Genomic DNA, 20,585 nt, shown 5'->3' on the forward strand with positions numbered 1-20,585 from the left:
CGTGCGTTAAAGGTTAAATAATTGTAAAATTAATTTTGCTGTATCATACTCAAGTCTCTATTAAGGTATTTGAGTTTATTGAGTTTGTGAAGTAATTTGATAGCTTTATATTCTGAAATATCACTAAGTGCTGAATCTGTTTGACGAAAATTATAAGCTTGTTCAACCAACATTTTATATCGCTTAAAAAGCAAGTTTTGGTTTTCAATAACTTTTTCCGTGGATTTCATTAGATGTAATTTCTAAGCTATTAAATTTATATAATTTATTGTAATTCAGCACTATAATTTTTAAAAAAGTTCATAAAAAAAATCGACTTAAGATTTAAGTCGATTTTTAACTAACTAATTCATTGTGAAAAATGAAGTGTATTTTAAACTAACTATGCAAATATCAGTAGTTTTTACACATTATATGTTATGTAAGTATTAGCATATTATTAAGGCTTACTTAATCTTGTAATGCAAATACTTTTTTTAATAGATCTGTGGACCTAGAAGACACTTTACTTCTAATTTCGTTTTCTTCAACTGCAATCATTGTATAAACTCCTTTTAGCGCTTCTCCAGTTACATAATCTGTAAGATTTGGGTTTACATTATTAGTAAATGGGATTGCATTATACTTGTTGATGAGGTTTTCCCAAATTTGATCTGCACCAACTTTTGCAAATGAATTACTAATTACTGGTTGAAATTTATTGTACAATTCAGTTTGTGTTTTAGTTGTAAGATATTGTGTTGCTGCATCATTGTTTCCTAATAATATGTTTTTTGCATCATCAAAAGTTATATCTTTTACAGCATTAACAAAGATTGGTGTTGCTTCTCCAACAGCATCTTCTGCTGCTCTATTAAGTACTTTTAGGCCTTCATCTGCTAAGTTACTTAATCCTATATCTCTTAATCCTTTATCTACTTTTTGCAATTCTTCTGGTAATAATATTTTTACCAAATCATTTTTAAAGAACCCATCTGTTTGAGTGAGTTTAGTCACTTGTTTGTCAATACCTAATTCTAATGCTTCACGTAAACCAGAAGCAATATCTGCGTTGCTTAATACGCCTCCAGCACTTCCTTGTGGTAGGCTGTTAACGACATCTTGTAATTCTGCACAGGCAGTTAAACTAAAAATTGTAAATAATACTAATAATTTCTTGTACATAATAAGTGTTCTTTTAAAAAAAATAAATATGGTTAATGGTGTAAAATTATAACTTTCTTATATTGAAATATGACATTTTAGTAAATAATTAGTATAAAATACTATTTTAGCACAATAGTTGTTAATAAGTAGAATAATATACCTTGTAAAGAATGAACATAAAAGCATCCCTCATAATTTTACTTTGTGTTAGTTTTCCATTTGTTGGAAGCTCACAAATTAGATTTTCTGAAACAATACAAACTTCAAAAACAGCAACAGATACTGAAGCTTCATTATTTTTTGTTGATTTTTGGGCTACTTGGTGTGGACCTTGTGTTTATGCTTCAGAATATTTAGGTGTGCTGCAAAAACAATATCCAGACAATTTTTATGTCATTTCGCTTTCCGAAGAAAATCCAGATATCGTCAAAAAGTTTCTTAAAAAGAATCCTACAGATTTGGCAGTATCCATTGATTATAAAGGAGAAACATTTAGAGCTAATAATACTAGAGTTCTTCCTTATGGGCTTTTAATCAACGCCAATGGTACGGTTTTATGGAAAGGGAGTCCAACCGATTTTAAAAAAGCTGACTTAGTTAAATACTTAAAGCAGAACACAAGAACTAAAGACGTAAATAAGGTGTTTAAGGTTCAAAAAATAAAACAGGAAGTTTTTGAGGCAGATTATATTCCGTCTGCAGATTTTGAAATGAAACAGCTCAAGGGTGAAACTTATGAAACTTTAGTTAGAAATAGTATTAATGGATATATTCATTATAAAGGGTTTCTAAAAAATATTATTGCTAGAGAATATAATATTTTGTTAAGTCAAGTGAAATTAGAATCTAATCTTAATAAAACTTATGAAGTCTATATTAAAAAAGGGACTAATGCAACGTTCCAAATTTTAGATGAATTAAAATTAGATTTATTTCATACACAAAGTAAAGGCGATGTACTTATGATTGATATTTCTAATATTAATTATTGGGATACCAATCAAATTGATTGGGGAATAAATACTGCTGAGTATCTAATTGACGATTCTCAAATACAAGCAGATAATGTAGCTTTTAAAGATGTGATGTATCAATTGGCTTCGGTTTTAAACCTTCCTGTAGTTACCAAAGGTGGTGAGCCAGATGAAGAATTACATGATTGGCAAATTCATCATAGGTTTTATAATTTGATGCAATCAAATATGTTAGATACCTATGGTATTAATGCAACCAAAGAACCTGGTAGTTTTAAAATATACACAATACGAAAAAAGACACCTTAATGGAGTTGTTATGACATTCTAATGTGATGCTCTATATAAAATAATAAGTACCAAGTATTTTTAAATATTTCTAGTGTCAAATCTCCCTCTCTATTAATGTAGAAATAATCGTAAGACATAGATATAAGTATAATTAAGTCTATTAGTAAATGGTTTAGTATAAATTGACAGTCTCTTTATAAGATTTAATTAAACTTAATAATAAGTACTTAAAGTCGTATTTTAAAATGATATAAAATGCAAAAAGACACCTTAATAAGGTGTCTTTTTTTTATTTAAATATAACTTTTATTTGATATAAAATATTAGTTATTTAGAACTCTAAATTCTGTACGTCTGTTAGTTCTGTGTTCTCCATCTGAACAATCAACACCATTAGCACATCTGTTTTTTAATCTAGTTTCTCCGTATCCTTTAGCAGATAATCTACTTCTAGAAATTCCTTTAGAAACTAAGTAGTTTACTACAGAGTTAGCACGTTGTTGTGATAAAGACATGTTGTAATCATCATTTCCTCTTGCATCTGTATGAGCCATAATCTCAATACTTACAGGCTTATCATTTAAGATAGGTAATAACGTTTCATCAATAGTTCTTTTAGATGCTGCAGTTAAACGAGCACTAGCAGTTTCGTAAAAAATTGGAATTACGTTAGGATTTAATAATTCACATTCTACTTCTTCCCATGAAGTGATACCACCTTTTTTAGCTAAAATAGTTCTAGTTACTGTTTCAGAACGAGCAGCAATAGAGTTACTTCTTGTTGTAGCTGGTTGATCAACAACTTGACGTGTAATAGTTTTGTACTCAGCAGGAATTTCAATTTTATCCATACGAGCAGGAGTTTTTATAACTCTCTTCTTGTAAGTCGAATTTCTCTCTGGAGTTGGTGAGCTAGTTGTACTTGCATCAGATGCTAAAGTAGTAATAGCTACATCTCTAGATGTTGCAGGATACTCAACAAAACAAGCAGCCACACAGTCTTCCTTGTTTACAGAAGGACAATCATCTAATACTTTGTACTCCCAACCTTGAGTTGCAGGATACGTTTCAAAAGTTCTAGAATCTCTTCCAAATGAAGCAGGAACAACTTGTAAGCTATTTCCAGCTTCTTTACTTAAATAAGAAACTTCAACAGTTTCGTAAGTAGCAGGAGTATAAGTGTACTTCTCAGTAGCTTCTTTTACTAAAACAGTTTCTTCTACAGTTTTGTAAGTTGCAGGAACTACTTGTAAAGTTGTGTAAGAAGGATATACTTGTAAAGTTTCTTCTACTTGAGTAAACTCATCTTTAGTAATACATTTTACATAACATTTTCCTGGTGCAGGATTTTCTGGCAATCCTTGAGCCTGAACGTAACTTACGCTTGCAATCATTAAGCATAAGAATAATAATAGTTGTTTTTTCATAAAAGGGTAATTAAATGGTTATAGATAAATATTTAAAACTGTTACTCATGTAGCAGTAATTTATTAGACACAGCATTTATTGATAAGTCACAGACTTATAAATAAATTTTCTAAGTAATTGAAATTTAGCTGTTTGGGAAGTTGAGGAATTTGTGCGGATTATAAATTTAATAAAAATTTTAACACAATGTTAAGAAAATCTTAATTTTTTCAGCAAAAGTATCTAGCTAGAATGTGGAATTTAATAATCTGTCTACCTTATATATAAGATAAAGAATATGTATTAATAAAATATAACAGTCTTATTGTTATAGACCATCACTTTACGATTAATATGATGCTTAATTGCTGTAGCCAAAACAATTTTCTCTAAATCTCGACCTTTAGTAATAAGATCTTTAATAGAGTAGGTATGTGATACTCGAGCAACATCTTGTTCAATAATTGGTCCTGCATCTAATTCTTCAGTAATATAATGACTCGTTGCGCCAATAATCTTAACACCTCTTTTTAAAGCAGAATGATAAGGTTTTGCTCCAATGAAAGCTGGTAAAAATGAATGATGAATATTTATAATCTTGTTATTGTAGAGATCAATCAACTTACCAGAAACAATCTGCATGTATCTTGCCAAAACAATAAAATCGATATTATGGTCCTTTAAAAGCTGAAGTTGTTGTTGTTCTGCATCTGCTTTTGTGTCTTTTGTTACAGGTATATGATAAAAAGGAACATTAAAATTATCAGCAATTGGCTTTAAGTCTAGATGGTTACTTATAATAAAAGGTAAATCACAATGTAATTCCCCAGATCTATATCGACCTAAAATATCATACAAACAATGATCGTACTTAGACACAAATATGGCCATTTTTGGCTTATCCTCAGCGTTATAAATTCGCCATTTCATTTGAAATTTATCTACTAAAACAGTTTTGAAATTTGATGTAAACGCATCCATCTCAAAAGTAGTAAACTCACTTTCTATACGCATGAAAAAAATATCTTGTTCTCTATCAACATGTTGATCTATATAAACAATGTTTCCTTTATTATCAGAAATAAAATTTGTGACAGCTGCAATAATACCAGATTGATCTTTGCAATGGATTTGTATGATGATTTTTTTCATGTGTTTATAGTTATCGTTTTTCAATGGTCACATGCTGTTCGCTATTAATAATTCCCTTAGGTGATAAAATTATGAACACGCTCGTTTCATATCAATAATTCAAATTGTGTTGAGCAAGTTAACCTAAATACAACACGACACCTTTTAAAATTTAACTTTTAGATATTTTAATGTAAACCCTTATTTTTTTTGAATAATCCGTAAATTTGTATCGATATAATCTCATAATTTTACGAATGAAGCAAGTCGCACCATATAAGCCAAAGTATAAAGTTAGAATAGTAACAGCAGCATCCCTTTTTGATGGTCACGATGCATCCATAAATATCATGCGTCGTATCATCCAAGCCACTGGTGTTGAGGTGATTCATTTAGGACATGATCGTAGTGTTGAGGAAGTTGTAAATACAGCAATTCAAGAAGATGTTAATGCTATTTGCTTAACGTCTTACCAAGGTGGTCACAACGAGTATTTTAAATACATGTACGATTTGCTCAAAGAAAAAGGTGCAGATCACATTAAAATCTTCGGTGGAGGAGGAGGTGTCATTTTACCTTCGGAAATCAAAGAACTTATGGATTATGGCATTGCCAGAATTTATTCGCCAGACGACGGAAGAGAAATGGGACTCCAAGGAATGATTAATGACTTGGTAGAAAAATCAGATTTTGCAATTGGTGAAACCTTAAATGGTGAAATTGATAACCTTCCGAAGAAAAATCCAAAAGCAATAGCACGTGTGATATCTTCTGCGGAAAATTTCCCAGAAGTAGCCAAAGCAACTTTAGAAAAAATACATAACAAAAATAAAGACTCTAAAACACCAGTTCTAGGAATTACAGGAACTGGAGGTTCTGGGAAATCTAGTTTGGTAGATGAATTAGTTCGTCGATTTTTAATTGACTTTCCTGAAAAAACAGTCGGTATCGTTTCCGTAGATCCATCAAAACGAAAAACAGGTGGTGCGCTTTTAGGTGATCGTATTAGAATGAATGCTATCAATAATTCTAGAGTATATATGCGTAGTTTGGCAACACGTCAATCTAACTTAGCATTATCAAAATATGTAAATGAAGCAGTTGAAGTTTTAAAAGCTGCAGAATTTGACCTTATCATATTAGAAACTTCAGGAATCGGACAATCAGATACCGAAATTATAGAACACTCAAACGTATCTTTATATGTTATGACTCCAGAGTTTGGAGCAGCGACACAGCTCGAGAAAATCGATATGCTTGATTTTGCCGATTTAGTTGCCATCAACAAATTTGATAAACGAGGTTCTCTAGATGCGCTTCGTGATGTGAAAAAACAATACATGCGTAACAATCATCTTTGGGATGTTCACCAAGATGATTTGCCAGTTTTCGGTACCATCGCATCTCAATTTAATGATCCAGGAATGAACACGCTTTACAAAGCTATCATGGATAAGTTGGTTGAAAAAACGGATACGGACTTAAACTCGACGTTTCAAATTTCCGACGAAATGAGCGAAAAGATTTTTGTGATTCCTCCAGCAAGAACACGTTACTTGTCTGAAATTGCAGAGAATAATCGTGCATATGACAAAACAGCTAACGAACAAGTTGAAGTCGCTCAAAGACTTTACGGAATTTATAAAACCTTAGAATCGGTTGTTGGAAGTACTCCAGAATTGGATAAAGCAGGAATTAATGATGAGATCCTGAAACAAGTTCAGGATGACAATACAGATTTTACAAAATTCCTTATTGCAGAATTTGATCGCGTAAAACTAAATCTAGATCCTTACAATTGGGAAGTCATAACTGGTTGGGATGAGAAGGTCAATAAGTATAAAAACCCAATTTATACATTTAAGGTTCGTGACAAGGAAATAAAAATTGAAACACATACAGAGTCGCTATCACATACACAAATTCCAAAAGTAGCGTTGCCTAAGTATCAAGCTTGGGGAGATATTTTACGTTGGACGTTGCAAGAAAATGTACCAGGAGAATTTCCTTTTACTTCAGGATTATATCCATTTAAAAGAACAGGTGAAGATCCAGCACGTATGTTTGCAGGTGAAGGTGGCCCAGAACGTACCAATCGTCGTTTTCACTACGTGAGTATGGGATTGCCAGCTAAGCGTTTATCTACTGCTTTTGATAGTGTGACGCTCTACGGAAATGATCCAGACATCAGACCAGATATCTACGGAAAAATTGGTAATGCAGGTGTGTCAATTTGTTGTTTGGATGATGCAAAAAAATTATATTCTGGTTTTGATTTAGCCAATGTAATGACCTCTGTAAGCATGACCATTAATGGTCCAGCTCCAATGTTATTAGGATTTTTTATGAATGCTGCCATTGATCAACAATGTGAAATCTACATCAAAGAAAACGGATTAGAAAAAGAGGTAGAAGCAAAAATTGCTAAAATCTATAAAGGTAAAGAACGTCCATCATACAATGGCGATTTGCCTGAAGGTAACAATGGTTTAGGATTAATGCTTCTAGGAGTCACTGGAGATCAAGTATTACCAGCAGATGTGTATTTAGACATCAAAACTAAAACAATAGCTCAAGTTAGAGGAACGGTTCAAGCAGATATATTAAAAGAAGATCAGGCTCAAAACACGTGTATTTTTTCTACGGAATTCGCACTCCGATTAATGGGTGATGTTCAAGAATATTTCATTGAGAATAATGTTCGTAATTTCTATAGTGTATCTATTTCTGGATATCATATTGCTGAAGCTGGAGCAAATCCAATTTCGCAATTAGCATTTACATTATCTAACGGATTCACATACGTAGAATACTATTTATCAAGAGGAATGGACATCAATAAATTTGGTCCAAACTTATCCTTCTTTTTCTCAAATGGAATTGATCCAGAATACGCTGTGATTGGTCGTGTAGCAAGAAAAATTTGGTCTAAAGCTTTGAAAAACAAGTATGGTGCTAATTCTAGAGCACAGATGCTGAAATATCATATTCAAACCTCAGGTCGTAGTTTACATGCTCAGGAAATCGACTTTAATGACATTCGTACTACGCTTCAAGCTTTATACGCGATTTACGATAATTGTAACTCATTACATACAAATGCATATGATGAAGCGATTACAACGCCTACAGAAGAATCGGTTCGTCGTGCCATGGCAATTCAGTTGATTATCAATAAAGAACTAGGGTTGAATAAAAATGAAAACCCAATTCAAGGATCGTTTATTATAGAAGAGTTAACCGATTTAGTTGAAGAAGCTGTTTTGTTAGAATTTGACAGAATAACTGAAAGAGGTGGCGTTTTAGGTGCTATGGAAACGATGTACCAACGTAGCAAAATTCAAGAAGAGAGTTTGTATTATGAAACGTTGAAGCATAATGGTGAATTTCCAATTATAGGTGTAAATACTTTTTTAAGTAGTACAGGATCTCCAACAGTTTTACCTGCAGAAGTGATTCGTGCAACCGAAGAAGAAAAGCAATTTCAAATTAAAACTTTAGAGAATTTGCATAAAGCAAATGACACAGAGCAATTATTGAAAGATTTACAGCACAAAGCCATCAATAATGAAAATATTTTTGAAGCTTTAATGGATGTTTGTAAAGTATGTTCTTTAGGAGAAATCACATCTGCCTTATTTGAAGTAGGAGGTCAGTATAGACGAAACATGTAAGCAGAGAACCAAGTTTTGCTTTTGGCAAAACTGGTGTGAATCGCTTATCCCAAACTTGTTTTGGGATCTCATAGAATCAATTCGATTTTATATCGGAATTGTTTCAATTGTTTATACTGAGCGTAATCGAAGCATTTTATTAAGAAATGTTTTAAATGAACTTGTTTTGGAATTAACATTGAATTTTTAATTTCTATCGTTTCTGAAATTATTTCGAAATTTTCGATAAAGAACTAACATGATAAAAAAATCCCGAAGTAATTCGGGATTTGTTTTTTATAATCAGGTAAGACATAAACCTCAAAAATAAAACTGAGCTTGTTTGGTGATTGCACTGTTTTAGTGTAAAACGTATCACTAATTGTCATTAACAATTTATTTATTTTAAAAGTTTTTACTTTAAAATGCATCTTTTTCAAAATTGTCTCGTCTACTATATAAACGTTAAAGACTTATATTATGAAAAATAGAGATTGTACTTGCGACTGTCAAGGTTGTTTAGATGGAAATTGTAAAAACTGTACGTGTGAGAACTGTACATGTAGTAGTTGTAACTGTTAAGTTATGATTAAATTCTATAATAATAATGTCTGTTTTGGTAACTTTATACTGGAATAGACATTATTACATTTTTCGATAATATGACTACAACAAAAGACATTTGGAAGCTTTATGCAGATGATATAAAATACTTTATCTTGAGTAAAGTTAAGGATGTATCTGTTACTGATGATTTATTGCAGGAAACGTTTATTAAAGTTCATACCAAATTAAGTACACTTAAAAATGACGATAAAGTAAAGTCATGGTTATTTTCTATTGCAAGATATACGGTTCTAGATTACTTTAGACAGCGTAATATTCAATATGAAATGACAGATGAAGATTTTATTTTTGAAGACCAAAAATTAGAGCATACCAAAGTAGATTGTTTACATGGTATTATTAAGAGTTTACCAAAAAAGTATAGAGATCCATTATTTTTAAGCGATATAAAAGGAATGAAACAAACATTAGTTTCTCAGCAATTAAATTTACCATTACCTACAGTGAAATCTCAAATACAGCGTGGTAGAAAACTCATAGCTCAAGGTTTTATACAGTGTTGCGATTTTAAGGTTAACGACGATGGTTATTTGGTTGGTGAATTAAAAGAAAAGGCAGACTGTAAAGTTTGCAATCACAATTAAATAAAAAGTATTCAGTTTTTATATGCCAAAAATAAACTTTAAAGTTCGAGCAAAATGGTCTTCTAAAGATGCATTAGATGTTTCTGTTAATGGAAAAACACATCAGGTTTTTATAGATGATAAATCACCTTTGACGATTTCCGCAGCTAAAACTTTTAAAGGTGATAAAACAAAACATAATCCTGAAGATTTATTATTATCCGCATTATCGTCTTGTCACATGATGTCTTACTTTTATGTATGTGCTCAAAACGGGATTGAACTCATAGATTACGAAGACGAAGCCACTGGAACATTAGAATTAAAACCCGATGGAAGTGGTGCTTTTGTGTCTGTTACGCTTAATCCAGTCATTACAATTTCCAATAAAGAATTGTTAGAAAAAGCTTTGGATCTTCATAAAGAAGCCAATTCACTTTGCTTTATTGCTAATTCATGCAATTTTCCTATCCAACATTTAGCTATAATTAAATCACTTGAAGATTAATTAGTTTTTAAATGATTGATTTTAAAATATTTATGTTGTTTTAGGAGATTTACTACCAAATTTCATCGTCAATTATTACATTTTTTTACGAATCGAAGGATTTATGCTACGATTAGTCTAATATAAATTAGAATTAATCTGTATTTAAGTGTGTAGAGGTAATTTTAAATACATATAAAAACCTCAATATCATGGAAACGACACTACCTTATTCTTTTAGAAGAAAGTCAAAAAACCATTTAGATTGGTTACTTAACATTGTTAAATCTGAGAAATATTATTTGGCAGAAAGTTATATTGTTGTCGAAAATTCTACGTCAGATAGGTTTAGCTAATACGCTTAACACTAATATTGATTTAATTTATAAAGTCATCATCCAGTGACGTTGTAAGCGCTTAAACTTTTTTAATTCATTTTGAAGAATTGGTAAATAATCTTTGCCATTACTATTGCAATGCTGTAAGCGATTACAGTTAAGATGTAAGCGATGAATTAATCGTTCAAGAGAATCTAAATGTTTATGTTTTCTAACTGAACAAAGTTCTGCCTGAGCCTTTTCAATTTCTGGAGCTAAAGATTCTGACTGCTGAATAATATCTCCCGAAAAGTAAATATTAGAATCCTCAGATCCGTCAGGTCTTAAGTATGATAAATCTTGGTTAAGGTATGTAGAGATATTTCGTGATAACACGAGAATATCCATAGCCTTTTGATATATAGGCAGTTCAGATAAATGAGATGGGATATTATAATTCATTTTTTTAATAGCAATGGTATCAAATTTAGTGACAAGTTTTGATATTACACTTTTGATATTAAAGTATAATCGTATATTTGATTTAATTATTAACGTATATTTTAATTTTACTTTAAAATGAATATAGATAATTTAAGTTGGAAGATTTTAAAGTGTTTGCAGGTAAATGCAAGACAATCTAATGCCGAAATTGGACGTCAAGTTGGTATTAGTTCACCAGCTGTTTCAGAGCGCATAAAAAAAATGGAAGATGCAGGAGTTATAGAAAGCTACAATGCACTTGTGTCTCCTTTTGAAGTTGGTTATCAAATAAAAGCATTAATTACATTACGTGCTTTTATGGGAATGTTGAAACCTTTTTTAGAGAAAGTTAAAACCTATGATGAGGTGATTAATTGTTATCGAATTACTGGTAATGAAAACATTGTTATGGAAGTTGTTTTAAAAAATCAAAAACATCTCGAATTATTTATCGACCAATTGATTGTTTATGGTGAAACTAAAACACAAATCGTTTTATCTCGTGTTATAAAACATAACGAAGTGAAACCTTTGAAATAGTGTTCAGTTATAGTAGCAGTTTACTGGAGCTTGATTTTATTTTTCTATAATTAAATGCGGAACGTCTTCTAATTCCCAATCAATAACTAATCCGCCAGCCAGACTTTGAGCAATCTCTTTTCCGTAGAGAAATTCGCAGAGATACAAAGCAGCTTCAAACGATTTTGCACCTCCAGCTGAGGTGATATATTTTCCGTCGTGTACAAACAACACCTCTTTTCTAATATCTAGATTTGGGAAACGTTCTCTCATCGTATCAATATCACTTGGAAACGTTGTTGACACCTTATTGTATAGCAGTCCAGCTTGTGCCAAAACAAAAGCACCATCACAATGAGACGTTATAAATTGAGCGTTTTTGTCCACACGTTTTACAAAATCAATCATGGCTTTATCCTCTAAATCTGAATCCAAATGATGCTCTGCACTTGGAACAACTAGAATATCAATTTTTGGTAACTCGTCTTTTAAATAGTTGAAATCTGGCAGTATTCTCATCCCTTCAAAAGTAACAATGGCATTATCAGTATTGGCAACTGTAAAGACATTCATAGGCTTGATACTATCTCTAAAAATGGTGTGTTGAAAAATATCAAAAGGAGCAGTTAACTCAGTGTTGAAAACACCATCCATGATTAAAAAAGCAACATTGTAACGATTAGGCTCTATAACCGGAACGTATTTTTCCTGTTTAATTTTTTCTTCGGAAATGTGCTGCTCTAATTCTTTGTTGTTCTGATTTTTACAACCCAAGAATATCAACAGTACTATAAAAATAAAAGGTATGTATTTCAATTTCATAAAATAGCTATTAGTTTTTGTAAATTTAGTCATTCAAATATTAGAAAAACTATCTATGAAAATTCTTTTTAGACTCATTTTAATCCTCTCTATTGTCTTTACTTCATGTTCAAAAACAAATAAAGACCAGCAAATTTCCGAAGACGAAAAAGTAGAAGACACTTATGTAAAAGACAATTATAACAAGAAAGAAGTCTCTATTGAAATGCGTGACGGAATTAAATTACATACGACCATTTATTCTCCAAAAGATACTAGTCAAACTTACCCAATTTTAATGATGAGAACACCATACAGTTCTAGACCTTATGGAGAAGGTGAGTTTAAAACTAAGATTGGACCAAATAATCATTTAATGAAAGAGGGAAACATTGTTGTGTACCAAGATGTTCGTGGTCGTTGGATGAGCGAAGGTGTGTATGACAATATGCGTGCATACATCCCAAATAAAACTGATGATTCTCAAATTGACGAATCGTCTGATACGTATGATACAATTGATTGGTTGGTAAATAACGTTGAAAATAATAACGGTAATGTTGGTACTTGGGGAATTTCATATCCAGGTTTTTACGCTACATATTCTACAATAGATGCGCATCCAGCTTTGAAAGCAGCATCACCTCAAGCGTGTATTGGCGATTTCTTTTTTGATGATTTTCATCATAATGGTGCGTTTTTATTGAGTTATTTTAGAGCTGTTTCGCTATTTGGAACCACAAAAGATCAACCAACAGATTCTGCTTGGTACAAGTTTCCAGAGATGAAAACTCAAGATCAGTATCAGTTTTTTCTTGATGCTGGACCTTTGAGTAATTTGAACAAATATTTTCAATATGATACACCAGATGATAAATCTGTATCACAATCTGATAGAATAGACGATGTCTTTTGGAAAGAAATTGTAGATCATCCAAATTATGATTCGGTTTGGAAACCTAAAGGCTTAATCCAAAATTTGAAAACTATAAAACCTAGTGTAGCGACTATGATTGTTGGTGGTTTATTTGATGCAGAAGATTTATATGGACCGTTTGAAACGTATAAAACGATAGAAAAGCATAATCCAGATAATTACAATACTATGGTTTTTGGACCATGGGATCATGGACGTTGGGCTAGAACAGATGTAAAGAATTATGTAGGTAACTATTACTTTGGAGATTCTATTTCGTTAAAATTTCAACGAGATGTAGAAACAAAATTCTTTAATCATTTCTTGAAAGGTAAAGGCGATAAAAATTCTGGATTACCAGAAGCTTATGTTTATGATACAGGGAAAAAAGAATGGAGCAGTTTTGATAGTTGGCCTCCAAAAGCTACAGAGAAATTAGACATGTATTTGAATGCAAGTCAAGAGTTGACAACTTCCAAAAAAGGAACTTCTAGTGAGACATTTGTAAGTGATTTAAAACGACCTGTACCTTATTCCGAAGATATTAAAACCGTTTTTACACCACGTAAATACATGACAGACGACCAACGTTTTGCTGCACGTCGTCCTGATGTTCTCATTTTTGAAACCGAAATTTTAGAAGACGATTTAACCTTAGCTGGAGATATTTTAGCGCAGCTAAATGTGTCAACTACAGGAACAGATGCCGATTGGATTGTGAAAATTATTGACGTTCATCCTGCAGATACAGAGGAGCAAGAAGAAGGTATGCAAGACCATTTGTCTATGAGCAATTATCATTTAATGGTGCGTAGTGAAGTGATGCGTGGACGTTTTAGAAATAGTTTTGAAAACCCAGAACCGTTTGTGCCAAACCAACCAACAGATGTCAATATAAAATTACAAGATGTGCATCATACGTTTAAAAAAGGTCACAAGTTGCAGGTGCAAGTTCAAAGTACTTGGTTTCCGTTGATTGATTTGAATCCGCAAACCTTTGTGCCTAACATTTATAAAGCGAAAGAGAGTGATTTTAAGACGCAAACACATCAAGTCTTTAATGCTTCTAAGATAGAGTTTACGGTTTTAAAATAGTGTTATTTAAATTCGCCAAGGTGGATTTTTTCTATTTTTTCCTGCGGAAAAGAGAATGATATGATTTTGGTCTAAGTCATAAAGATGCGCTTCTCGCCACAACCAAGGTTTATCTTCGGGTAAGGAAGAGAATTTTATCCCTTTTTCTTGAAGCTTTTTTACTAATTCGTCGAGGTTGTCGTCTTCAAAATAAATTGAGATACCTTCACCTGTTGGTAAGGTGTCGACCTTATGGATTGAGAACGTTGCATTTCCGTCAGGACATTCAAATCGCACATATCTTGGTAGTGCATCTACAATTAAATGTAGCCCTAAAGTTTTATAAAATGCTGTCGCTTTTTCAACATCTAAAGAATGTATAGTTATTTGATTAAGATTCATAATTAAAGTGCTTTTTCAATATGTTTTGCAATCATTTTTGCATGAATTCTAGAATTTTCAATAAACCATTTATGAGTTTCCGTTCCGCCACAAATCACACCAGCGAGATAGAGACCGTTAACATTAGATTCCATAGTTTCAGAATTATATTTTGGGATGAATTTTTCATCTTCGGAAAATTGAACACCTGCTTTCTCGAGAAACTTAAAATTTGGACGATAACCAGTCAAAGCAATGACGTAATCGTTTGCAATAGTTTCAACACCATCTGGAGTATTGATAATTACTTTATCGGTTAAAATTTCTTTTATTTCACTATTAAAATAAGCTTTGATACTGCCTTCTTCAATACGATTTATAATATCTGGACGTACCCAATATTTTACGCGTTCTCCAACCTGTTCTCCTCTAATAATCATTGTCACATTTCCGCCTTTGCGATAGATTTCTAATGCTGCATCTACAGAGGAATTGCTTGCTCCAATCACAGCGATATTTTGCAACGTAAAAGGATGTGCTTCTTTATAATAATGCATCACTTTTGGCAAGCTTTCTCCAGGCACATTTAACAAATTTGGAATGTCATAAAAACCCGTTGAGATGATTACTTTTTTTGCTGAATATTCGGTTTTATCTGATTTGACTTTAAAATGATTGTCCTCTTTTTCTACGGAAATAATCTGCTCATATAAATTGATGTTTAATTGATTTGATGTTGTTACTCTACGGTAATATTCTAAAGCTTCATTTCTTGTAGGCTTAGAATTATTACTGATAAAGGGAATGTCGTCAATTTCTAATTTTTCCGAAGTAGAAAAAAAAGTCATATTCAATGGGTAATTAAATAACGAATTGGTGAGTGCGCCTTTTTCTATGACACGATAATTCCAATTGTGTTTCTTACATTCTAAAGCGCAGGCAATCCCAATAGGTCCAGCTCCAATTATTAATACATCTAGTTTTATCATGATTTAATTACGCTTAAAGGATTTGTGGTATTTTTTGATTTGAGTCTGTTATTTAATATAAACAAAATTAGTGCGCATACAAATGCAATGCCTGTGACAATATACCAAGTATTATCATAACCAAGTTGTGCTGTCATTTGCATTCCAGCATTGTGTCCAAAAATGTGAGCAATAGAAAATGACATCGAATATAATGCCATATATTCACCTTGATTTCCTTTTTTAGCACGATCTATAGCAAAAGAATTTGAAAACGGAAATGCAATCATTTCACCAACGGTCATTAGCAACATTCCTATAATTAAAACACCAGACCAAGTCGATAAATTTAAAACTAAAATACTAAAACCAGTGAGTACTGCACCAAAAAACATAAGTGTTAGTTTTGAATATTTAGAGCTTTCTAGCCATTTGATGAGAGGCATTTCAAAAATGAAAATTAAAAACCCGTTGCCACCTAGGAGCAGTCCTATTTCAAATTCGGTGAGCGTGTGCACCTCTTTATAGTAAATAGTAATGGTTGAGAAATATTGTAAAAAGACAATCCCAAATAAAACCATGGCTACTAAAAATATTAAAAACGCTTTGTCATTATATGCAGAATCTGGGTTGTCATTCACAATAGTATCCAGGATCTTCGCTTTTTTAGGATGCAATACTTTTATCATCACGAAAGTCGCAATGATGCAAGTAATCCCATCAACCCAAAATAAACCAGAATAACTAAGTCCAGTGATGATGAGTCCACCAATAGCTGGTCCAGCAGAGAACCCAAGGTTAATTGCTAAACGAATGAGCGTTAGTGATCGTATCTTATTTTCGGGTTTACTGTATGCGCTTAAAGCCACAAACATTGCAGGTCTAAACGTATCTGCAACAAGCATAACTAGGAATATACCAATGCAAATAGAGGTAAATGAATTTAAAAATTGCAAGGCGATAAATAGAAAACCCGTTGAGAGTAAGCTTCTCACCATAACTTTATAGTAGCCAATTTTGTCTGTTAATTTACCACCAAGCCACGAGCCAGCAACCGATCCTAATCCAAAGGCACTCATAATCCATCCAACATCACTCATACTGAAATTCAAATCATCTTTGAGGTATAATGACAAAAATGGAATCACCATTGTGCCAGCTCTATTTATTAGAGTGATGAGCGCAAGCCACCAAACTTCTCTAGAGAGTCCTCTAAAAGTGTCTTTATAGTTGTTAAATAGCTTTATCATTTTTGGTTGTTTATTCTTTTACTTTAAAATGCGACGAATCAAGAAATCGAGAATTACATCAGCATTAGTTGGCTTCATTCAATGCATATATTTTTGAATTATAAACTTTATTAAATGTAAAAAGTCTGACGGTTAGGTCAGACTTTTTATGATTGGTTGGTTAAATAATTATATTATCATAACATATAGTAAGTCTGACTCCTAGTATAAGAGGTCTGTCTTTGTTTGTATGAAATGACGTTGTTTTGCATTTTTTCTAATTATTTAGTGAAGTAAATCTATAACTTTTTTTTTAATAAACAATTTTCTTCTTTGTTTTGAGTGCATTTTCTTTTTGAAAATTAATCTATTTGTAAACTTTTGAGTTCTATTTTGATAAGCTGTTTTTTAGTATAGAAAGTGTAATTAAACTATTATCTAATCCGAAATTATAAAGTTCATTGTATACTTTATGTTTGTTTTTAGCTTCTGGTTTTCAGTTAATTAAATTGAAGTGTTTCCAATTATACAGGATAATATGCCAACTGTACAAAACTGAAAGTCTTCGAGTAAGTTTTTATTATTTTAGATTAAATCTATGTAATAGGTTTAAACTAATTATTAGTTTTTAAAACAAGTAACCAAAATATTCTTATTATGAAAAACTTAAATTTTATTTCAAAATTCATTATCGTTTCATTTTTAGCAATTGCCATGACAGCTTGTAATGGAGAAGATGGAACAGACGGAATAGATGGAGCAGATGGTATGGATGGAAATGCAAATGTGGCGACGTATTTATTTGATATTTCAACAAAAGCTGGAGGAAATTTTGCTGTTGATGTTCCGCAATTTACTCAAGATGTTATTGATAATGATTTAATTGTTGGCTATGTGAAAACACTAGATGGAACATATATTCCAGTACCTACTACAGGATATCTTGATTCTGGATTTGGTAGTAATTTTGTTGATATAAGTACAGAGATTGCTCTAGAGAGATTCTGGTTGTATTTTTCGGTTGCTGGAACAAATACACCTGCAACAATTGGAGCTGGTAATTTAACAACACTCAAGGTTGTTATTGCAGAATCTAATAGTACAACAATAGGTCGATTAGGAGCTGAGAGTCTAAAAGTTCAGCTAGAAAATGATGGTGTAGATCTAAATGATTACCATGCTGTGATGGATTATTTTAATTTGAAACATTAGAAGTTGTCTTCGGAAATGTAAAAATTTAGTAGTTTTTGACATTGTTTTAATTGTGTCAACTCAATATATATGTCAAGTTTGAATATTGAAAAAAGGATACTACTTTTCAATTGGTTACTCATTTCTTTTCCTATCAAAAATCAAATCGTATTTTTGAAGTCGAAAACGATTATAAATGAGACATATATTTTTATTACTACTATTAGTAACAGCTTTAAGTTGTGCACAAGATAAAGTTCCTGTTGCTGGGGAAACTGAGTTTCAAAGAGAGATCAATTCAGAATACAAAGACGCATCAAAATCGCCATTAAAAGCGAAAGACTTAAAAACATTTAAAGGTTTAGATTTTTTTAAGTTTGATTCTACTTTTGTTGTACAAGCAGTTTTTAAAAGAACACCAAATGAAGATGTGTTTAAAATGAAAACGACAACAAGTCGTTTACCAGAATATGTGAAATATGGTATCGTTTCATTTGAAATTAATGGAAAACCGTACGAGCTTAATATTTACCAAAATCAAGGTTTAATTAAAGAAGAAAAATATAAAGATTACTTATTTCTACCTTTTTTAGATAACACCAATGGCGAAGAGAGTTATGGTGGTGGACGTTATATAGACATGAATTTACCTGAAGGTGATACCATTGAAATAGACTTCAACTCAGCTTATAATCCTTATTGTGCTTATAATGAAAAGTATTCTTGTCCAATAGTACCAAGAGAAAATTATTTGGATTTAGAGGTTAGAGCAGGAGTGAAGAAATTTCATGATTAGTATTCACTCGTTCCCATAATTTGAAAAGTTGTAAAGTTGTTTGTTGTGGAGTTGTAAATATTCAAGACTATAAACTGAGTTTTTTTACTTCGGAAATATTATGTAATAAAAAGTGCTGTTATTTTTCAACTACAATTTCATCACAAGAGTAAACAACTGAAAACTGCGACTGCGACTGAAAATTTATTTCATTTAGCCAAATACATTCCGAAGAAAACCGCTAGAAAACCCAACACAAAACTCGCTATAGTATAAATAGCAAAGCTCATAAAATCGCCTGATTTTAAAAGCACATGATTTTCATAAGCAAAGGTAGAAAAGGTGGTAAAGCCTCCACAAAATCCTGTGGCCAAAAGCAATGTTTGGTTAGATGAAAGTGTGTCATTTTTTGCAGCTAAGCCTAAAATGAGCCCTATTAATAAACTACCTATGACGTTTGCAGCGAATGTTCCGTAGGGAATTCCGTTTTGAGAATTATTGAGAAATTTTCCAAAAGCAAACCTGAGCATGCTTCCAAAACCTCCACCTAAAAACACTAAAAGTAATTGCTTCATCTATTCTACTGCTAAATAAATTTCAGTAATCCAATTTGCAGGATTAGGAGTTGATTTAGGATCTGTTACATAGATTTCTAAAACAGGACCGGTTATAGGTTCTTTAAGATTATTATCTTTTATATAAGCCATGGCTTTGTTCCAAGCTTCTTCAGAATTTGAATAATCTCCTCTAAGAACTGTTTTTACAGCTTTAAAAGGTTCTAGTTGACCTGTTAAAATATTTGGATTTGTGGTCTCAATTTTAGAGGTTGTTGGAATACAACATGAAAACATGACTGTATTGTTTTCGGTATCCCATTTATGATAAATGACAAAAGGTTTGCCTGCCATTGTGATATTATTTGCAATAGCATAAGCTCCAACTTTAGGTAACATTTCGTCCATTTTTTGTTTGAAATCTTCCATCTTACAAGAGCTCGTATTGTATAAATAAAAGCCACCACTATGTTGTGTAATGCCTTCTACATTTATACTGTATTTACTCATATCTGCTTGTACAATGCTGTCTAGTTTGAAAAGGCCTCTTTCAAAATCTGGTCCTGTGTTTTTTTCTATAGATCCTGCAAAAGCCACATACAGTTTTGTCATAAAATCTTGTTTGCCTTCCATACTCCAAGTTACTTTTGTGCCTTTTTCTACTTGCTCAAAAGTCCAGTTTATATTTGATATGGATTCAAATGGTTTTACAAATTCAATTTCTTGTTTGATCTTTTTGTTATTGAGTACATCCACTGTTTTTGCATTACCAATGCCCAAAATTTCACCTTCCCAACTATAACCAGCGCCAACTCCAGACGTTTTTTCATTAAAAGTAAGTACAGCATCTTTATCTTGTTCTATCCAAGGAGAAAAACGTGGCCATTCTTTAAAATCGTTAACCACATCATAAACTACAGGTACTGGAGCGTCAATAACTTTGCTTCTATTAAACGTATAGTCATTGGGTTGAACAGCAACATAAATTGCAAAACCTATAAAGAGAATGAGTAATAAAAAGAGAATATATTTAAATGCTTTCATTAGTAATTTTGATGTTAAATTAATTAGGTAATCAAAGATAATCAATTTTAGTTC

General features: G+C 31.9%; 20 protein-coding genes. 9 read left to right on the plus strand and 11 right to left on the minus strand.

Going from position 1 to position 20,585, the window contains the following annotated elements; translation table 11 throughout:
- Positions 1–29 precede the first annotated feature (29 nt).
- Complete coding sequence (locus tag WNY78_RS16740) at positions 30–230, minus strand: Lacal_2735 family protein (RefSeq protein ID WP_342874367.1); 201 nt, start codon at positions 228–230, stop codon at positions 30–32.
- 220 nt (positions 231–450) lie between these two features.
- A complete protein-coding gene (locus tag WNY78_RS16745; protein WP_342874368.1) occupies positions 451–1,164 on the minus strand; it encodes a DUF4197 domain-containing protein in 714 nt (237 codons plus the stop codon).
- Positions 1,165–1,316: 152 nt separating this feature from the next.
- Here WNY78_RS16745 and WNY78_RS16750 point away from each other — a divergent pair, with 152 nt between their 5' ends.
- Positions 1,317–2,429 carry a TlpA disulfide reductase family protein gene (locus WNY78_RS16750; protein WP_342874369.1) on the plus strand — a complete coding sequence of 371 codons (1,113 nt, stop codon included), beginning with the start codon at positions 1,317–1,319 and terminating at the stop codon, positions 2,427–2,429.
- Positions 2,430–2,734: 305 nt separating this feature from the next.
- Here WNY78_RS16750 and WNY78_RS16755 read toward each other — a convergent pair whose 3' ends face one another.
- On the minus strand, positions 2,735–3,838 hold the full coding sequence (locus WNY78_RS16755) for an OmpA family protein (protein WP_342874370.1): 1,104 nt from the start codon (positions 3,836–3,838) through the stop codon (positions 2,735–2,737).
- A gap of 283 nt (positions 3,839–4,121) precedes the next feature.
- A complete protein-coding gene (gene purU / locus WNY78_RS16760; RefSeq protein ID WP_342874371.1) occupies positions 4,122–4,970 on the minus strand; it encodes a formyltetrahydrofolate deformylase in 849 nt (282 codons plus the stop codon).
- A gap of 236 nt (positions 4,971–5,206) precedes the next feature.
- Here purU and WNY78_RS16765 point away from each other — a divergent pair, with 236 nt between their 5' ends.
- From WNY78_RS16765 to WNY78_RS16780, 4 genes are all read left to right on the plus strand, one after another.
- On the plus strand, positions 5,207–8,623 hold the full coding sequence (locus WNY78_RS16765; protein WP_342874372.1) for a methylmalonyl-CoA mutase family protein: 3,417 nt from the start codon (positions 5,207–5,209) through the stop codon (positions 8,621–8,623).
- 641 nt (positions 8,624–9,264) lie between these two features.
- Positions 9,265–9,813: a sigma-70 family RNA polymerase sigma factor gene (locus WNY78_RS16770; protein WP_342874373.1), complete on the plus strand. Its 549-nt coding sequence runs from the start codon at positions 9,265–9,267 to the stop codon at positions 9,811–9,813.
- Between the two features lie 22 nt (positions 9,814–9,835).
- A complete protein-coding gene (locus WNY78_RS16775; protein ID WP_342874374.1) occupies positions 9,836–10,300 on the plus strand; it encodes an OsmC family protein in 465 nt (154 codons plus the stop codon).
- A 191-nt stretch (positions 10,301–10,491) separates the two neighbouring features.
- Complete coding sequence (locus tag WNY78_RS16780; RefSeq protein ID WP_342874375.1) at positions 10,492–10,635, plus strand: hypothetical protein; 144 nt, start codon at positions 10,492–10,494, stop codon at positions 10,633–10,635.
- A 27-nt stretch (positions 10,636–10,662) separates the two neighbouring features.
- On the opposite strand, the gene WNY78_RS16785 is transcribed toward WNY78_RS16780, so the two are convergent.
- Positions 10,663–11,004, minus strand: a complete 342-nt coding sequence (locus tag WNY78_RS16785; RefSeq protein WP_342874376.1) for a hypothetical protein — start codon at positions 11,002–11,004, stop codon at positions 10,663–10,665.
- 171 nt (positions 11,005–11,175) lie between these two features.
- Here WNY78_RS16785 and WNY78_RS16790 point away from each other — a divergent pair, with 171 nt between their 5' ends.
- Positions 11,176–11,619: an Lrp/AsnC family transcriptional regulator gene (locus WNY78_RS16790; protein WP_342874377.1), complete on the plus strand. Its 444-nt coding sequence runs from the start codon at positions 11,176–11,178 to the stop codon at positions 11,617–11,619.
- 36 nt (positions 11,620–11,655) lie between these two features.
- Here WNY78_RS16790 and WNY78_RS16795 read toward each other — a convergent pair whose 3' ends face one another.
- Positions 11,656–12,420, minus strand: coding sequence for a DJ-1/PfpI family protein (locus WNY78_RS16795; RefSeq protein ID WP_342874378.1), 765 nt, complete (start codon positions 12,418–12,420; stop codon positions 11,656–11,658).
- Positions 12,421–12,475: 55 nt separating this feature from the next.
- Here WNY78_RS16795 and WNY78_RS16800 point away from each other — a divergent pair, with 55 nt between their 5' ends.
- Positions 12,476–14,410 carry a CocE/NonD family hydrolase gene (locus tag WNY78_RS16800; protein WP_342874379.1) on the plus strand — a complete coding sequence of 645 codons (1,935 nt, stop codon included), beginning with the start codon at positions 12,476–12,478 and terminating at the stop codon, positions 14,408–14,410.
- Positions 14,411–14,416: 6 nt separating this feature from the next.
- Here the strand turns inward: WNY78_RS16800 and WNY78_RS16805 are convergent, their stop codons facing one another.
- From WNY78_RS16805 to WNY78_RS16815, 3 genes are read right to left on the minus strand one after another with little or no spacing between them, the layout of a single operon-like run.
- Positions 14,417–14,791: a VOC family protein gene (locus WNY78_RS16805; protein ID WP_342874380.1), complete on the minus strand. Its 375-nt coding sequence runs from the start codon at positions 14,789–14,791 to the stop codon at positions 14,417–14,419.
- A 2-nt stretch (positions 14,792–14,793) separates the two neighbouring features.
- Entirely contained in the window at positions 14,794–15,759 is a 966-nt protein-coding gene (locus WNY78_RS16810) for a YpdA family putative bacillithiol disulfide reductase (RefSeq protein WP_342874381.1), read from the minus strand.
- Positions 15,756–16,988, minus strand: coding sequence for an MFS transporter (locus WNY78_RS16815; RefSeq protein WP_342874382.1), 1,233 nt, complete (start codon positions 16,986–16,988; stop codon positions 15,756–15,758). The genes WNY78_RS16810 and WNY78_RS16815 overlap by 4 nt, the downstream gene beginning before the upstream one ends.
- A gap of 636 nt (positions 16,989–17,624) precedes the next feature.
- Here WNY78_RS16815 and WNY78_RS16820 point away from each other — a divergent pair.
- The gene (locus WNY78_RS16820; RefSeq protein ID WP_342874383.1) at positions 17,625–18,179 is read left to right on the plus strand and encodes a hypothetical protein; all 555 of its coding nucleotides are present in this window, start codon (positions 17,625–17,627) and stop codon (positions 18,177–18,179) included.
- Positions 18,180–18,354: 175 nt separating this feature from the next.
- Positions 18,355–18,954, plus strand: coding sequence for a DUF1684 domain-containing protein (locus WNY78_RS16825; RefSeq protein ID WP_342874384.1), 600 nt, complete (start codon positions 18,355–18,357; stop codon positions 18,952–18,954).
- A gap of 188 nt (positions 18,955–19,142) precedes the next feature.
- On the opposite strand, the gene crcB is transcribed toward WNY78_RS16825, so the two are convergent.
- Positions 19,143–19,508 carry a fluoride efflux transporter CrcB gene (gene crcB / locus WNY78_RS16830; RefSeq protein WP_342874385.1) on the minus strand — a complete coding sequence of 122 codons (366 nt, stop codon included), beginning with the start codon at positions 19,506–19,508 and terminating at the stop codon, positions 19,143–19,145.
- Positions 19,509–20,531 (minus strand): SRPBCC family protein, encoded by a 1,023-nt coding sequence (locus tag WNY78_RS16835; protein ID WP_342874386.1) that lies wholly within the window; start codon positions 20,529–20,531, stop codon positions 19,509–19,511.
- Between the last annotated feature and the right edge of the window lie 54 nt (positions 20,532–20,585).

The sequence above is a fragment of the Psychroserpens sp. AS72 genome, assembly GCF_038900375.1.
Lineage (GTDB): Bacteria > Bacteroidota > Bacteroidia > Flavobacteriales > Flavobacteriaceae > Psychroserpens.

Excerpts from the sequence above, each read along its gene's own strand:
- purU (WP_342874371.1), bottom strand. The coding sequence starts at position 4,970 with ATGAAAAAAATCATCATACAAATCCATTGCAAAGATCAATCTGGTATT.
- WNY78_RS16795 (WP_342874378.1), bottom strand. The coding sequence starts at position 12,420 with ATGAAATTGAAATACATACCTTTTATTTTTATAGTACTGTTGATATTC.
- WNY78_RS16815 (WP_342874382.1), bottom strand. The coding sequence starts at position 16,988 with ATGATAAAGCTATTTAACAACTATAAAGACACTTTTAGAGGACTCTCT.
- WNY78_RS16825 (WP_342874384.1), top strand. The coding sequence starts at position 18,355 with ATGAGACATATATTTTTATTACTACTATTAGTAACAGCTTTAAGTTGT.
- WNY78_RS16740 (WP_342874367.1), bottom strand. The coding sequence starts at position 230 with ATGAAATCCACGGAAAAAGTTATTGAAAACCAAAACTTGCTTTTTAAG.
- WNY78_RS16835 (WP_342874386.1), bottom strand. The coding sequence starts at position 20,531 with ATGAAAGCATTTAAATATATTCTCTTTTTATTACTCATTCTCTTTATA.
- WNY78_RS16765 (WP_342874372.1), top strand. The coding sequence starts at position 5,207 with ATGAAGCAAGTCGCACCATATAAGCCAAAGTATAAAGTTAGAATAGTA.
- WNY78_RS16770 (WP_342874373.1), top strand. The coding sequence starts at position 9,265 with ATGACTACAACAAAAGACATTTGGAAGCTTTATGCAGATGATATAAAA.
- WNY78_RS16775 (WP_342874374.1), top strand. The coding sequence starts at position 9,836 with ATGCCAAAAATAAACTTTAAAGTTCGAGCAAAATGGTCTTCTAAAGAT.
- WNY78_RS16820 (WP_342874383.1), top strand. The coding sequence starts at position 17,625 with ATGAAAAACTTAAATTTTATTTCAAAATTCATTATCGTTTCATTTTTA.
- WNY78_RS16780 (WP_342874375.1), top strand. The coding sequence starts at position 10,492 with ATGGAAACGACACTACCTTATTCTTTTAGAAGAAAGTCAAAAAACCAT.
- WNY78_RS16790 (WP_342874377.1), top strand. The coding sequence starts at position 11,176 with ATGAATATAGATAATTTAAGTTGGAAGATTTTAAAGTGTTTGCAGGTA.
- WNY78_RS16810 (WP_342874381.1), bottom strand. The coding sequence starts at position 15,759 with ATGATAAAACTAGATGTATTAATAATTGGAGCTGGACCTATTGGGATT.
- WNY78_RS16800 (WP_342874379.1), top strand. The coding sequence starts at position 12,476 with ATGAAAATTCTTTTTAGACTCATTTTAATCCTCTCTATTGTCTTTACT.
- WNY78_RS16805 (WP_342874380.1), bottom strand. The coding sequence starts at position 14,791 with ATGAATCTTAATCAAATAACTATACATTCTTTAGATGTTGAAAAAGCG.
- WNY78_RS16785 (WP_342874376.1), bottom strand. The coding sequence starts at position 11,004 with ATGGATATTCTCGTGTTATCACGAAATATCTCTACATACCTTAACCAA.
- WNY78_RS16755 (WP_342874370.1), bottom strand. The coding sequence starts at position 3,838 with ATGAAAAAACAACTATTATTATTCTTATGCTTAATGATTGCAAGCGTA.
- WNY78_RS16750 (WP_342874369.1), top strand. The coding sequence starts at position 1,317 with ATGAACATAAAAGCATCCCTCATAATTTTACTTTGTGTTAGTTTTCCA.
- WNY78_RS16745 (WP_342874368.1), bottom strand. The coding sequence starts at position 1,164 with ATGTACAAGAAATTATTAGTATTATTTACAATTTTTAGTTTAACTGCC.
- crcB (WP_342874385.1), bottom strand. The coding sequence starts at position 19,508 with ATGAAGCAATTACTTTTAGTGTTTTTAGGTGGAGGTTTTGGAAGCATG.